Annotated in this window: 13 protein-coding genes; 5 read left to right on the forward strand and 8 right to left on the reverse strand. The window is 64.9% G+C overall.

Going from position 1 to position 14,833, the window contains the following annotated elements:
- The first annotated feature begins 21 nt into the window (after nt 1-21).
- Both ACX0GZ_RS09265 and ACX0GZ_RS09270 read left to right on the forward strand, forming a co-directional pair.
- Nucleotides 22-1,983 carry a M1 family metallopeptidase gene (locus tag ACX0GZ_RS09265; protein ID WP_458815666.1) on the forward strand — a complete coding sequence of 654 codons (1,962 nt, stop codon included), beginning with the start codon at nt 22-24 and terminating at the stop codon, nt 1,981-1,983.
- A gap of 123 nt (nt 1,984-2,106) precedes the next feature.
- Nucleotides 2,107-2,658: a CHAP domain-containing protein gene (locus tag ACX0GZ_RS09270; RefSeq protein WP_458815668.1), complete on the forward strand. Its 552-nt coding sequence runs from the start codon at nt 2,107-2,109 to the stop codon at nt 2,656-2,658.
- 148 nt (nt 2,659-2,806) lie between these two features.
- Here the strand turns inward: ACX0GZ_RS09270 and msrB are convergent, their stop codons facing one another.
- The 4 genes from msrB to ACX0GZ_RS09290 all read right to left on the reverse strand — a co-directional run bounded on the left by msrB (nt 2,807) and on the right by ACX0GZ_RS09290 (nt 6,948).
- Nucleotides 2,807-3,295: a peptide-methionine (R)-S-oxide reductase MsrB gene (msrB, locus tag ACX0GZ_RS09275; RefSeq protein WP_458815670.1), complete on the reverse strand. Its 489-nt coding sequence runs from the start codon at nt 3,293-3,295 to the stop codon at nt 2,807-2,809.
- A gap of 63 nt (nt 3,296-3,358) precedes the next feature.
- On the reverse strand, nt 3,359-4,594 hold the full coding sequence (locus ACX0GZ_RS09280; RefSeq protein WP_458815672.1) for a cytochrome P450: 1,236 nt from the start codon (nt 4,592-4,594) through the stop codon (nt 3,359-3,361).
- A 189-nt stretch (nt 4,595-4,783) separates the two neighbouring features.
- Nucleotides 4,784-6,013, reverse strand: coding sequence for an ABC transporter permease (locus ACX0GZ_RS09285; protein ID WP_458815674.1), 1,230 nt, complete (start codon nt 6,011-6,013; stop codon nt 4,784-4,786).
- Nucleotides 6,010-6,948 carry an ABC transporter ATP-binding protein gene (locus ACX0GZ_RS09290; RefSeq protein WP_458815676.1) on the reverse strand — a complete coding sequence of 313 codons (939 nt, stop codon included), beginning with the start codon at nt 6,946-6,948 and terminating at the stop codon, nt 6,010-6,012. The genes ACX0GZ_RS09285 and ACX0GZ_RS09290 overlap by 4 nt, the downstream gene beginning before the upstream one ends.
- Before the next feature lie 132 nt (nt 6,949-7,080).
- Between ACX0GZ_RS09290 and queG the strand changes: the two genes are divergently transcribed.
- Nucleotides 7,081-8,145: a tRNA epoxyqueuosine(34) reductase QueG gene (gene queG, locus ACX0GZ_RS09295; RefSeq protein ID WP_458815678.1), complete on the forward strand. Its 1,065-nt coding sequence runs from the start codon at nt 7,081-7,083 to the stop codon at nt 8,143-8,145.
- 94 nt (nt 8,146-8,239) lie between these two features.
- A complete protein-coding gene (locus tag ACX0GZ_RS09300; RefSeq protein ID WP_458815680.1) occupies nt 8,240-8,494 on the forward strand; it encodes a hypothetical protein in 255 nt (84 codons plus the stop codon).
- 513 nt (nt 8,495-9,007) lie between these two features.
- Here ACX0GZ_RS09300 and ACX0GZ_RS09305 read toward each other — a convergent pair.
- Nucleotides 9,008-9,385 carry a hypothetical protein gene (locus ACX0GZ_RS09305; RefSeq protein ID WP_458815682.1) on the reverse strand — a complete coding sequence of 126 codons (378 nt, stop codon included), beginning with the start codon at nt 9,383-9,385 and terminating at the stop codon, nt 9,008-9,010.
- Nucleotides 9,382-10,071: an EI24 domain-containing protein gene (locus tag ACX0GZ_RS09310; RefSeq protein WP_458815684.1), complete on the reverse strand. Its 690-nt coding sequence runs from the start codon at nt 10,069-10,071 to the stop codon at nt 9,382-9,384. Before ACX0GZ_RS09310 ends, ACX0GZ_RS09305 begins: the two co-directional genes overlap by 4 nt.
- 299 nt (nt 10,072-10,370) lie before the next feature.
- Between ACX0GZ_RS09310 and ACX0GZ_RS09315 the strand changes: the two genes are divergently transcribed.
- Nucleotides 10,371-11,369, forward strand: a complete 999-nt coding sequence (locus ACX0GZ_RS09315; RefSeq protein ID WP_458815686.1) for an adenosine kinase — start codon at nt 10,371-10,373, stop codon at nt 11,367-11,369.
- Nucleotides 11,370-11,529: 160 nt separating this feature from the next.
- Here ACX0GZ_RS09315 and ACX0GZ_RS09320 read toward each other — a convergent pair whose 3' ends face one another.
- Both ACX0GZ_RS09320 and ACX0GZ_RS09325 read right to left on the reverse strand, forming a co-directional pair.
- Nucleotides 11,530-13,089 carry an amino acid permease gene (locus ACX0GZ_RS09320; RefSeq protein ID WP_458815688.1) on the reverse strand — a complete coding sequence of 520 codons (1,560 nt, stop codon included), beginning with the start codon at nt 13,087-13,089 and terminating at the stop codon, nt 11,530-11,532.
- 168 nt (nt 13,090-13,257) lie between these two features.
- The gene (locus tag ACX0GZ_RS09325) at nt 13,258-14,799 is read right to left on the reverse strand and encodes an alanine/glycine:cation symporter family protein (protein WP_458815690.1); all 1,542 of its coding nucleotides are present in this window, start codon (nt 14,797-14,799) and stop codon (nt 13,258-13,260) included.
- Between the last annotated feature and the right edge of the window lie 34 nt (nt 14,800-14,833).

Below are 14,833 nucleotides of genomic sequence, written 5' to 3' on the forward strand. Positions count from 1 at the left end.
GTATCGAAGAGTATCCCGCCCATGAGCATCCGATTATCCGCTGCGCTCGGCCTTGCCGCGCTTGGCCTCGCCGCCTGTTCCGGCGAACCGGCCGCCAACAACCAGACCGCTGCCGAGCCAGCGCCCGAACGCATGGTCGCCAATGTCCTGCTGACCCCCGACGCGCGCGACGTGCACAGCTATGCCGTGCCCGCAGAGGCGCGGGTAACCCACGTCTCGCTCGATCTGGAGGCCGATTTCGCGAGCAGGGTGATGCGCGGTTCCGCGACGCTCGACGTGCTGGCGGCGGAGGGCGCGGAGCAGGTCGTTCTCGACACGCGCGACCTCAACATCGCATCGGTCACCAACGCCGCGGGCCAGCCGCTGCAATGGCAACTGGGCGAGGCGCGCGACGCACTCCACGGCGCGCCGCTGATCGTGCGGCTGAACGGCGCGAAGCAGGTGAAGGTCAACTATGCCAGCGCCCCCGGCGCCGCCGCTTTGCAATGGCTCAGCCCCGAACAGACCGCCGACAAGCGCCAGCCCTTCCTGTTCAGCCAGGGGCAGGCGATCCTCAACCGTACCTGGATCCCGACTCAGGACAGCCCCGGCATCCGCCAGACCTGGGATGCGCGCATCGTCGTGCCCGACGGCATCACCGCGACGATGAGCGGCGAGGGCAATGTCGTGAACGGCGGCGCCGCACGCGGCGAACCGGCGGGCGATGGCAAGCGCGCCTTCGCGTTTCGCATGGACAAGCCGGTCGCCCCCTATCTGATCGCGATCGCGGCGGGCGACATTGCGTTCAAGCCGACCGGGCCGCGTTCGGGCGTGTGGGCGGAGCCATCTCAGCTCGACCGGGTGGCCGACGAGTTCAGCGAGACCGAGGCGATGATCAAGGCGGCGGAGGGGCTGTACGGACCCTATGAATGGGGCCGCTACGATATCCTCGTCCTGCCGCCCAGCTTTCCGTTCGGCGGTATGGAGAACCCGCTGCTGACGTTCGCCACGCCGACCGTGGTCGCGGGCGACAAGAGCCTGACCAGTCTCGTCGCGCACGAACTGGCGCATAGCTGGTCGGGCAACCTGGTCACCAATGCGACGTGGAACGATTTCTGGCTGAACGAGGGCTTCACCAGCTATTTCGAAAACCGGATCATGGAGGCGATCTATGGCCGCGAGCGCGCGGCGATGGAGGCCGATCTCGCCTGGACCGCGATGCAGGAGGCGATTGCGGACGTCGGCGGGCTGGAATCCGTCGACACCCAGCTACAGCTCAATCTGGGCGCCGAACGCGATCCCGACGAGGGCATGACGCAGATCGCCTATGACAAGGGCGCGACCTTCCTTCGCACGATCGAGCAGGCGGTCGGGCGGCAGCGGTTCGATGCCTATCTGAAAGGCTATTTCGCGCGTCATGCGTTTCAGCCGATGACCAGTGCGGGATTCCTGGCCGATATCCGCCAGCATCTATTCGCGAACGATCCTGAGACGGCGCAGGCGATCGGGCTCGACGCCTGGGTCTATCAGCCGGGGCTGCCCGCCAACGCGGTGCATGTCCAGTCGCCTGCCTTCCCTGCAGTCGATGCCGCGGCGAAGACGTTTGCGGCGGGCGGTCAGGCGGCGGCCATTCCGAACTGGGGCACGACCTGGGAAATGGTGCGCTTCCTCGACCAGCTACCGCGTGAGATGACCGACGAGCAACTGGCTGCGCTCGACCGGCGCTTCTCGCTGAACGCGGCGGGCAACAGCGAAATCCGCTTCGCCTGGCTCAAACTCGCGCTCGCCAACCAGTACGCGCCCGCGACGCGCTCCGCCGAACAGTTCCTCACCAGCATGGGGCGGCGCAAATTCGTCCAGCCGCTGTTCCAGATTCTGATGGCGCAGGGGAATTGGGGCCAGACGCTGGCGACCCGCATCTACACCGCCGCGCGGCCCGGCTATCATTCGGTCACCACCGGGACGGTCGATCCGATCGTCGGGTATCAGGCGGGTTCCAGCTAGTCACCGCTGCGATCAAACGCTTCATCGGAAAAGGGGCCGGGCCAGCCGTTCGGCCCCTTTTTTTGTTAACCGAACCCTGCCAGCACCCTCTTCAAGCACCGAGTTTGAGGACCAGGGGGTCGCATGACAATTCAACGGTTTGCAGCGCGTTTCGCGCTGGTGATGGCGTGTTGCCTGGCGTTTGCCGCACCCGCTCAAGCCCGGTTCTGGCAATGCGTTCCCTATGCCCGCGAAATCTCCGGCGTTCAGATCTTCGGGAACGCCCATACCTGGTGGGGTCAGGCCGCCGGTAAATACGAACGCGGATCGACCCCCAGGGAAGGCGCGGTCCTCTCCCTCAAATCCAGCCGCCGTATGCCGCTCGGCCATGTCGCCATGGTGTCGCAGGTCGTCAGCGACCGCGAAGTGCTGCTCACGCACGCCAACTGGTCGCGCCGCGGCGGCATCGAACGTGACGTTCGCGCAATCGACGTGTCGGAAAAGGGCGACTGGAGCCAGGTCCGCATCTGGTGGGGTCCGCTGGGCGACCTCGGCACCTCCGCCAACGCAGCCAATGGCTTTATCTATGCAGACGAAGCGCCGGCCGCGGTCGGCGGCGACGACAGCGCGTTCGGCCCGGTCATCATTGCCGGCATGAGCATTCCGCAAAGCTCGGTCCGGCTACTGACGAATTGATCCAAACCGTCATCCCGGCGAAAGCTGGGATATCGGTTGGACGTCATTACCCATCAATCGTCATTGCGAGCGCAGCGAAGCGATCCAGCGTCGCGCGTATCGCTCTGGATTGCTTCGCTGCGCCCGCAATGACGAAACGGGCGATCAATCATGCCCTGCCCGGCCGGAACACCATCGCCACCCCGTTCATGCAGTAACGCTTGCCGGTCGGCTTCGGCCCATCGTCGAACACATGGCCCAGATGCCCGCCGCACCGTCGGCAATGCACCTCGGTCCGCGGGAGGCCGATCTTGTAATCGGTCTTGGTCCCCACCGCATTGGCCAGCGGCGCGTAGAAGCTCGGCCATCCGGTCTTGCTGTCGAACTTGGTCCGCGACGAAAACAGCGGCAGTCCGCAGCCCTTGCACGCGAAGATGCCCGCGCGTTTCTCGGCGTCGAGCGGGCTGGAGAAGGGCCGTTCGGTCCCTTCCTTGCGAAGCACCTGAAACGCATCGGGCGACAGCTTCTTGCGCCACTCCGCCTCGGTCATCTGCACCTCGAAGCGTTGTGCGGCTGCGCTCTCGCTCGAACATCCGAGGGTCAGCGCGAACAGCCCGCCTGCGGATAGCGTCATGAACTGGCGGCGATCAGGCGTCATCGAAATCTCCTTCGCAGCAGCTACGCGAAAGATAGGACTGCGGACGCGCCGCCGCCAGCGCGATCAATAGCGCGACAATTCCACCGGCATTTTCTTGTACCCGTGGACGAAGCACGCGGCGACCCGCTCGACCTCGCCGGTCGGGTTCACGCGCAGGCGGCGCTTGCCCATTTCCTCAAGCAAGATGCCGATCTGCAATTCGGCCAGCCGTGCGCCGACGCAGCGGTGGATGCCGTGCCCGAACGCCAGATGCCGCCGGGCATTGGGGCGATCGACGCGGATGCTGTCGGCATCCTCGAACACGCTCTCGTCGCGATTGGCGGAGACATACCACAGCGCCAGCTTGTCGCCCGCGCGGATCCGGTGCCCCTCGACCTCCGCATCGGCGGTCGCGGTGCGGCGCATATGGCTGAGCGGGGTTTGCCAGCGGATGATTTCCTGCACCGCATTGGGGATCAGCGACGGGTCGGCTTCCAGCTTGGCGCGTTCGTCGGGGAACTGATTCAGGCCCCAGGCATAGGCCGACATCGAATTGCGCGTCGTGTCGTTGCCGCCGACGATCAGCAGGATCAGATTGCCGAGAAATTCGTGCGGCTCCATCTCCGCCATCGCGTCGGAATGGATCATCATCGAAATCAGGTCCGGGGTCGGTTCCTTGCCGACCTTGCCGTTCCACAATTGCTGGAAATAGGCGGCGCATTCGAACAGATGCTTCAGCCGTTCCTGCTTCTTCACCGGATCCTTGGCGATTTCGATATCGCCCGCCCAGTCGGACCAGAAGGTCAGCTTGCGCCGGTCTTCCCACGGAAAATCGAACAGGATGGCGAGCATCTGCGTGGTCAGTTCGACCGATACCGTGTCCACCCAGTCGAAGGTTTGGCCGACCGGCAGCGAATCGAGGATTTCCGACGTCCGCGTGCGAATATTCTCGGTCATCCGCACCATTTCGCTGGGCGTGAAGGCGGGGGCGACCGTTCGCCGCTGGCCGGTATGCTTGGGGCGGTCCATCGCGATGAACATCGGCATCGCCACATCGTCGGGCTGGCGATCGGCGACGGTGATCCCGCCCGCTTCGGACGAGAACAACTCGGGCAGCGATTCGACATGGACCAGCGGCTTGTAGCTGGCGATCGACCAATAGGGGCCGAAGTCGGAATGCTCGGTATAGTGCACGCCGCCCTTGGCGCGCAGTTCGCGGAACGGCGCGTGCCACACATCGTCGCGGTACAGCGCCGCCCGCGTCACGTCGAGCGGATCGACCGCCGGTTCGATTGCCGTGTCGGTTGCGAGCGTCGCCATCATATCTCTCCCTAATCCTGGAGAGAATGCCCTAGCTGACAGGCGTGTCAATAAGTAATCCTCCCCGGCACGGGGAGGGGACCGCTCGCGAAGCGCGGGGTGGAGGGGGCGGGTCATGAGCGCCGCGCTACGATGCCGGCGCCCTGGGTCGGGGCGATCGTGCAGCCACCTCCCCGCGAGCGGGGAGGATTACCGCCCGATCAGCGACGCCCAGCGGAACTTCGGCCCCGCCGATTGCAGCACGCCCCTGCGGAACAGCCGTGCGCCGATCGCCACCGTGATCGCGACCCACAGCAATTGCCACGCCAGCGCCGCGAAATGCGGCCACAGCGCCGGATCGTTCGCCGCCTTCGCCCCCATCGCGAAGGGCGAGGAGAAGGGAAACACCTCGGCAAAGGTCGCAAACCAGCTGTCGGGGCTGGCTGCCGCTGCCGCCGACAATCCGAACATCGCCACCTGGAAAATGGTGATCGGCAGCGACAGCATCTGGATTTCGCGCGGCGTCGACGCCTGGGCACCGATCCCCAGGAACACAGCGCCGAGCAGCATATAGGCCATCGTGAAATAGGCGAGGAACAGGAGCGCGAAGGTGCCGAGGCCCACTGCGGGCCCGATTTCGGCAAAGGCGGCGGCGAAGTTGGCGGGAAGAACGGTAGTGAAATTGAGCGCGATCCCGCCCCAGAAGGCGATGAACAGCAGTGCGACGCCGAACATCCCGATCAGCTTGCCCAGAAACACGCTTTCGAGCGGGACGGCGGCGGCGAGGATTTCGATCACCTTGTTCGATCGTTCCTCCGCCATCGTGCCCACGGCTTGTCCGGCGAGCAGCAGCGTCAGGAAGAATAGCCCGAATACGGTGAAGAACGCCGCCTGGCCGCGCCCGCCGATCGACGATCCGGCGCGCTCGAACGGCTCTTTGGTCGCGATGCTCATCGGTCCCGGCGATCCCGCCGCGCGGTCGCGCAACACGTCGCTGGCGAGGGTCGCCAAATAGTCTGCGGTGCGGTCGCCACGCGGGCCATAGAGGATGGTCGGCTTTTTCAGCGGGCCGTACATCACCGCCGATACGTCGATCTCGTCGCCGTCGATCAGGCTGCGGGCCTGCGCATCGCCTTCGCCAGCGGGCACATCGACTCGCAAGGGCGGCGGCGCGTCGATTTCGCGGAACACGGCGCGGACGCGCTTGTCGGCTTCGATCAGCGCGTCGCGATCGGCGTCTCCCGCGATCGCGACGATCCGCACCTGCTTGTCGCTCGAATCGGCCATGCTGGCCGCACCCATCCCGCCGATCGCCCCGAACCCCAGCATGATGAGCGGCGCGAGAAGGAAGATCAGGAACGTCGGGGTGAATACCGTCGCCACGAAATCGCGGCGGGCGACGGTTATCGTCTGGCGGACGGTGCGGCGGAAATTGCTCATGCCGCGTCCTCCGATACGCCGGTTCGCTCCGAGTGCGCTGCCTCACCGACGATGCGGACGAACGCGTCGTGCAGGCCGGGGCGTTCGATCGACAGGCCGGAAATGCCGTAACCGGCGTTGATAAGCTTCAACAGCAGATCCTCGATCCCGCCTTCGGGCATGGTGAAACGCCAGCCATCGCCTTCGCGCCGCGCATCGGCGGGCAGCGTCGCGGCGATGCCGTCATTGGGAAATTGCGGCACATAATGCGCGGTATAGGGCAGGGTGGCACGCGCATCGGCGACTGTCCCTTCAAAACGCCTTTTGCCCTTGGCGATGATCGCCAGCCGGTCGCACAGCCGCTCGGCATGGGCCATGACGTGGGTGGAGAACAGCACCGTCGCACCGCGATCGCGCTCGGCCAGGATCAGCTTTTCCAGCCGCTCCTGATTGACCGGGTCGAGGCCGGAAAAAGGCTCGTCCAGCACCAGAAATTTGGGCTGATGCACCACCGAACCCAACAATTGAACAAGCTGCGCCATGCCTTTGGACAGCTTGCGGATTTTCTCGTCCGCCGCGTGGCCCAGGCCCGCGGCTTCCAGCAATTCGACCGCGCGCGCGCGCCCGGTTTTCCAATCGAGCCCGCGCAGCGCACCCATGAACGCGATCGCTTCCTTGGCCTTCATGCTGGGGTACAGCCCGCGCTCCTCGGGCAGGTAACCGACCAGATCGCTGGCATCGCGCGGGGATTTGCGGCCCAGCAATTCGCGCGATCCCTCGTCCGGCTCGATGATGCCCAGCAACATGCGCAATGTCGTCGTCTTGCCCGCGCCGTTCGGGCCGAGCACGCCATAGATCGAGCCCGTCGGCACCGCGATGTCCACGCCGTCGACCACGCGCTTTCCGCCGTAAAGCTTGACCAGCCCCTGGGCGGTCAGCGCATATTCCTGTGTCAAGCGACCCGCCTTTTTTCACCGTTCGTTTCGAGCGAAGTCGAGAAACGCGCGCAAAGCGTTGGCTTCACGTTTCTCGACTTCGCTCGAAACGAACGGGGTGAACCCGATATGATGTCGTGGTAGCGGGTGGTGGTGCACGAACACAAGACACTCGAACAGCAAATCCGCGACAAAGCGACCGAACTGGGCTTTGCCGCAGTCGGCTTCGCGCGCGCCGATGCGGCGCCGCGGGCGGGCGAGCGACTGCGCGAGTGGCTGGACGAGGGCCGTCACGGCGACATGATCTGGATGGAGGAACGCGCCCACCACCGCGTCTCGCCCGCCGGACTATGGCCCGACGTCCGCTCGGTGATCGCGCTGGGCATGAGCTATGCCCCCGGCCACGATCCGCTGGCGCTGGAGGGGCAGGGGGATCGCGGTCGCATCTCGGTCTATGCGCAAGGCAGCGACTATCACGATGTCGTGAAGAAGGCGCTGAAAGGCCTCGGTCGCTGGTTGGCGCAAGAGGCGGGCGGCGACCTCAAGGTGTTCGTCGACACCGCCCCCGTCATGGAAAAACCGCTGGCAGAGGCGGCGGGACTTGGCTGGCAGGGCAAGCACACCAACCTGGTCAGCCGCGAGCACGGAAGCTGGCTGTTCCTGGGCGCGATCTACACCACGCTCGATCTGGTGCCCGACATGCCGGGCCGCGACCGCTGCGGGTCGTGCGACGCCTGCCAGCGGGCGTGTCCGACCGACGCCTTCCCCGCACCCTATACGCTCGATGCGCGGCGCTGCATCTCCTACCTGACAATCGAGCATAAAGGCCCGATCCCGCTCGAATTTCGCGAGGCGATCGGCAACCGCATCTATGGCTGCGACGATTGCCTGGCGGTCTGCCCCTGGAACAAGTTCGCCGCCACCGCCGCCGCGCACAAGGCCTTCGCCCCCCGCGCCGAACTCACCGCCCCCGCGCTCGCCGACCTGCTCGCGCTCGACGATGCGGGGTTCCGGCAGGTCTTCGCAGGCTCCCCCATCAAGCGTATCGGGCGTGATCGGATGGTCCGAAACTGCCTGATCGCGGCGGGGAACAGCGGGGATGAGTCGTTGGCCGACACCGTGCGCGCACTTCTCGATGACCCCGATCCGGTAGTTAGCGATGCCGCGCAATGGGCGATCACGCGGTTGGAAGCGTCGAGTAGCAACGCGTCTGCCTAGCGACTTGACCGTCACCCCGGCCCAGTGCCGGTGTCTACTAAGCCGGTCGCGCTGTCGTCGTTAGAGATTTAGGCGTTGCCCCCCCGTCAAGCGTATGACGGCTAACGACCCCGTTGCTGACATTGCCTTGGTCGGGCATGCTTCGCGCATGGGAAGTCTAGGCGTAGCGCTCGTTCTGCTGATTGGCTTCGCTGCATGGTGCGTGGGAGCAGCGATCTACCTTCCTTGGTGGTTCAAGAAATTCCGTCGCGAACAGGCTAGTCTGAGCTGGCAGCAAGCTGCCGTTATGATCGCAAGCTTTGCAACCTTTGCATTAGCGATATGGATTTCCGTTAGGGCTGTTGAATGACTGCATTCCACCCAGTTTGAGGCATGGCCCGGTCCCATCGGCAACACGATAGCTGCCTGTCACCGATCAACCCACTGCGGACGATACTCCCCAACGCAATAAAGAGAGAATGAGTCGACAGGAAGCCCATGCCCAGCGCCTGCTGAAGGAGATTAGGTGGATATCCTGGGGGATCATCCTGATATTTTTCCTGGTGTGGTTAGACGCAGTGTCGAGACTTATTTTTAGTGCGTCTAATCAACCTGATTCTGCCGAATTGTGGGGTCCACCGGCTATGATGCTCGCGGCCGGTGCGATCAGGTATTTCTGCGTCGTCATAATCAATTGGTCCCGCTCGCTCGATAATGACAGCTAACCACCCAAGACCAGACAAATGGCTGGAAATGTCGGACTTGCCTTGCTCTACCCTGCGCGATGATGCGTTCGATCCCACACGCAAACCCCTAAGACACGACCCCGCGTAAAAGGCGCGATCGTGTAAACCTAATAAACCTGTACAGGTTCGCGACGCTCCTAACGCCCGCCCTCGCGCCTCGTCAGCGCCGCCACGCAACTGGCGCGGTCGATCGGGCGGCCGTCGGGCTGGCGGGCATCGACATGGGTGACGACTGCCGTCGCACGCGGGTTGTTCGCGGGGGGATAGAGATAGGCGTCGAGCACGCAGATACCGCTGCCGAATTGCAGCTTGCGGCCCGTGCCCTCGATCAGGTCGGCGTCGGGTTTGCCGAGCAGGCGGGTGAGGGTCGCGGCGTCCTCGCCCATCACCCGTTCCAGCCCCGCCGTGCCATAGGATACCGGCGCGGGGAGGGCGACGCCCGGTGTGGTTTGCGGTGCAGCGACACATGCCGTGAGCGCCACGCCGCCCAGTCCTGCTGCCAACCAGTGTCTCATGCGATCTTCGCTTTCTTCTGATGATGGAGGTGCGTCGCCATCGCCGCGCCCAGCACCGGTGCCACGAAATTGACGCCCGGCACGACCAGCAGGCCGGTGCCGCCCAGGCCCAGCGCCATACGCTCCCCGCGCCCGCGCGTGCGCGCCGCCTTCATGCTCGCATCGTCCATATGCCGCGCCGCGACCATGTCCGACAGGTCGCGCCCGAGCAGCCAGCCATTGGCGATGAAGAACAATGCCGCCGTGCCCACGCCGGTGACCAGCAGGATCAGATAAAGCGGCAGCAGGAGGAGGTTGACCAGTATCGCGCGGCTGGCCGACCGCAGCCCCATCGCCATCGACCGGCTGAGCGGGACGGGACGCGCGGTCGTCATGGCATGGGGATAATGTCTCGCCTCGACCGCCGCCACCACATCGTCGGCAAAGATCCCGATCACCGCGACCGCGACCGCACGGAACAGCAACCACATGCCGATAAAGGCGACCAGCAGCGCGGCGGCGCCCGCCAGATCGGCGCCGCCGCCGCTCAGCCCGAACCAGCTTCCGGCCAGCGCGCGGACGCCGAACACGAGTGCGGCGGCAAGCGCGGCAAACACCGCCAGCGTCAGGAGCAAGGATTTGGCAAGCACGGTCAGCACCGCCCGGTCGCCCCATTGCTGAATCGAAAGGAGAAACGCGCGCAGCATCGTTCGCGGTGGTGCCCGGTAGAGGGGCGGGGGGTCAACAGGGGATGTGGTGCGATGTGATGGGATGGGGAGCCCTCATACCACCAATCCACTCGTCACCCCGGACTTGTTCCGGGGTCCACCTGTCGGCAAGCGACAACGAAAGAGGATCGCAACTTGCACAAGCGGCTTTGTGGACCCCGGAACAAGTCCGGGGTGACCGGGGGGGTGACGACAGGCGCGTCTCATCCCCCCCAACCTTGCATCGCCCCCCGCACCCCTCTACGCGCGCCAGCAATTCACGCATTTCGGAGACCCCAGTGACCGCACCCACCCATCACGTCGTCGCGATCGGCAATGCCATCGTCGACATCCTTGCCAAGACCGACGACGCCTTCATCGCCGAACAGGGCATGACCAAGGGCTCGATGCAGCTGATCTTCTCGCCTGAGGAAGCGGACGCGCTCTATGCCAAGATGGGACCGGGTCGCGAAGTCTCCGGCGGCTCGGCGGCGAACACCGTTGCGGGGATCGCGGCGCTGGGCGGCAAATGCGGCTTCATCGGCCAGGTTGCCGACGACCAGCTGGGCCAGGTGTTCGCGCACGACATCCGCGCAGGCGGCATCACCTTCACCACCGACGTCCGCGAAGGCGATCCCACCACCGCGCGCTGCCTGATCTTCGTGACCCCTGATGGCCAGCGGACGATGAACACGTTTCTGGGCGCGTCGCAGTTCTTGCCCGCGTCCGCGCTCGACCTCGACCTGATCCGCGATGCGGCGATCCTTTATCTCGAAGGCTATCTCTGGGATCCGGAAGAACCGCGCGCGGCGATGCGCCAGGCGATCGACGTGGCGCGCGAAGCGGGGCGCAAGGTCGCCTTCACGCTGAGCGACATCTTCTGCATCTCGCGTCATGGCGACGATTTCCGCGCGCTGATGGCCGACGGGCTGATCGACATCCTGTTCGCCAATGAGAACGAACTGCTGGCGCTGTGCCAGACCGAGGAGTTCGAAGCCGCGCTCGCCGATGCGGCGGCGAAGGTGCCGGTGCTGGTCGTCACCCGTTCCGAACATGGCGCGATCGCGGTCTGCGGGGGCGAGCGCGTCGAATGCCCGGCCGAGCCGGTCGACGCGGTGGTCGACACCACCGGCGCGGGCGACCTGTTCGCCGCCGGGTTCCTTCACGGTCAGGCGGTCGGCCGCAGCGTCGCCGATTCGCTGCGCATGGGCGCGATCTGCGCGGCGGAAGTCATCTCGCATTATGGCGCACGGCCCGAAGCCGACCTCAAGGTACTGGTCGCCAGCAAGCTGGCGTAAGACACGTCATTCCCGCGTAGGCGGGAATCCATCGCCCGCCGTCGCATCCAGCGGCACATCTGGGAGATGGTCCTCCGCCTTCGCGAGGGTGAGGGTAAAAAAATTGGGGCCGGGAGATCGCTCTCCCGGCCCCTTCTTTGTGGCCCCGTGGCCCCGGCGCTCAATGCGCGCCGGGAACGTCGGGTTCGGTTTCGTCCAGTTCGTGAACTTCGACCCGGCCCTGGCCGAGATGGCTGTGGCGATAGCCATAGGCGTAATAGATCACCAGGCCGATCGTGCTCCACACCGGCAGCACGATCATCGCTTCGAACGGCAGGTTGAAGAACAGGAACAGACAGCCGACCGCAGTCGCCGGACCGACCAGCCACAGCAACGGCGTGCGGAACGGACGCTCGCGGTTGGGCTCGCGCTTGCGGAGCAGCATGACCGCGATCGCCACCATGAAGAACGCATAGAGCGTGCCGGCGTTGGCGATGTCGGCAAGCTGGCCGACCGGCAGGAACGCCGCCGCGACCGCGACCACCGAACCGGTGATGAGCGTCACGACATAGGGCGTCTTCCACTTCGGGTGGATCGCCGACAGACCTTCGGGAAGCAGGCCGTCGCGTGCCATCACGAAGAAGATGCGCGTCTGGCCGAACAGCAGGATCAGGATGACCGACGGCAATGCGACGAACGCCGCGATGCCCAGCATGTTGCCGACGCCAGAGAAGCCGATCTGACGCAGAACGTGGGCAAGAGCCTCGTTCGAGCAGACCAGCATGTCCGAATATTCGGGCAGGCCGCACTGGCGCGCCAGTTCGGCCGAGCCCGCCGGGAACGGAATGCCGTTCGGCCCCATGATCGGCTGGCCGCCGATGGTGCCGACGGCGCCTGCTGCGACCAGGATGTAGAAAACGGTGCAGAACAGCAGCGACCCGATCAGGCCGATCGGCACGTTACGCTGCGGGTTCTTGGTTTCTTCCGCCGCGGTGGAGACCGCGTCGAAGCCGACATAGGCGAAGAAGATCGTTGCCGCCGCACCCAGCACGCCGACGCCCGATCCGAATCCGCCGAACACGCCCGCGGGCAGGAACGGGTTGAACCGCTCCATCTCGGCCTGGGGCAATGTCAGGAAGATGAAGGCGGTCAGTGCGGTCACCTTGATGACCACCAGCACCGCGTTGACCTTGGCCGATTCGCTGGTGCCGATCACCAGCAGCCAGGTGACGAGGCCGGCGATGACGACCGCGGGCAGGTTGATGAACCCACCCTCTGCACCGCCGAATGCCAGCGGTCCTGCGGCGAGGAACGCGGGCAATTGTATGCCGAAAAACTCGTTCAAGATCGTGCCGGAGAAATAGCCGGACCACCCCACCGACACGGCTGACGCCGCCACCGCATATTCGAGGACCAGCGCCCAGCCGACCGACCAGGCGAGCACTTCGCCCATGACTGAATAGGTATAGGTATAGGCCGACCCCGCGACCGGGATCATCGATGCGATTTCGGCGTAGCAGAGTGCGGCGACGATGCAGATCGCGCCTGCAACCGCGAACGACAGCATCAGGCCGGGTCCGGCCTTTTGCGCGCCCGCCGACGTCAGCACGAAAATGCCGGTGCCGATGACGCAGCCGATGCCGAACAGCGTCAGCTGGAACCAGCCCAGCGTGCGTTCCAAGGATTTCTTTTTTGCGGTCGCCAAGATGGCGTCCAAAGGTTTTACGCGCCCGAATAGCATGAGCAGACTTCCCCCCGGACGGCGGCGTTCCATACGCCTGCCTTCAATTCCGAAGCGGCGGACGCTACTCCGAATTGCACGGCGCGCAATCCAAAATTTCGGCGTCCGAGTGCGGTCCGCATTTGGATCCGCAATTCTGGTTGCCGTCAGGGGCAGGTCGTCGGCGCGTTACCGTGTTTGAGGGGATTGCGCGGGGTCGTCGATCAATTCGTCCGGCGTGTCGCGTCCATGATCGATCCCCGCCGACCGTTCGCCCTTGGCCAGGCGGAACACGACGCCCGACAACAGCGCCAGTGCCAGCAGGTTCGGCAACGCCATCGCCGCGTTGGAAATGTCGCCCATTCGCCAGACCAGTTCGAGCTCCTGGAAACTGCCCACCCAGATCATCACGCACCACAGCAGCCGCCACGGCAGGATCGCCCATTCGCCCAGCACATGGGTGACCGCCCGCTCCCCGTAATAGGCCCAGGCGAGCAACGTGGTGAACACGAACAGGATCAGCGCGACCGACGCGATCAGCGCGCCCAGCGGAATGCCCGCGATCAGGAACGGGAAGGCCGCCGACATCGCACCGGCGGTCATGTCGAATCCTTTGAGGTCCGACATCCAGGCATGAGGCTGGGACAGCACCGCGCCGGTCGCCGGATCGACCGAAGTGAACGACCCCTCCACCGTCAGGATGACGAGGGCGGTCATGGTGCAGATGACGATCGTGTCGATGAACGTGCCCATCATCGCGAAACGGCCCTGCAGCGCGGGATCGGTGGTCTTTGCCACGGCGTGTGCGATCGGGGTCGAGCCCTGCCCGGCTTCGTTCGAGAACAGTCCGCGCGCGACGCCCGCGCGCAACGCGATGATGATCATCGCCCCGGTAAAGCCGCCGGCCGCCGATTGCGGGTTGAATGCCCCGTGGAAAATCAGCGCGAACGTGCCCGGAATTTCGTCGATGTTGATGAGGATCGCGATCAGCGCAAGCAGCAGATAGGCTGCCGCCATCGTCGGCACCAGCTTTTCGGCCACGGTACCGATCGACTTGATGCCGCCCAGAATGACGATCAGCACGAAAATGGCGGTGATCACGCCGCCGACCCAGGCATCCCACCCGGTCAATTGGGTAAAGCTGGCACCGACCGAATTGGCCTGGATCATGTTCCCGGTCACGATCGCGGAGCACATCAGGCCGATCGAAAAGACGATGGCGAGCCATTTCCATTTGGGGCCGAGGCCGAACTGGATATAGCTCATCGGGCCACCGCGATAATGACCTTCGGGGGTGATTTCGCGGTAGCGGATGGCCAGCGCCCCTTCGGCAAAGGACAGCGCCATGCCGATCAGCGCGGTGATCCACATCCAGAAGATCGCACCCGGACCGCCCAGCGCGATCGCGGTGGCGACCCCCGCCAGATTTCCGGTGCCGACCTGGCCCGACAGCGCGGTCGACAAGGCGGCAAAGGACGAGATTTCGCCCTTGCCCTTCTTGTCGGGGGATTTGGCGAACAGCCCCTTTAGTGCAGGCCACAGGTTGCGAAGCGGATAGAAGCGCAGACCCAGCATCAGATAGATGCCGACCCCGAACAGGATGACGACCATCGGCGGCAGGGGAATGACCTGAACCCCGTCCCACGTCCCGCCCCAGATAAAGTCCGAGACGTTGGTGACGCGATCGATCAATCCGACCGTTGCCGCTTCGTCGGCCTGTGCTGCCGCCATGTCCTTGCCCCCTTACTCTGTTACGCGATCGTCA

This window comes from Sphingomonas aestuarii (assembly GCF_054457155.1).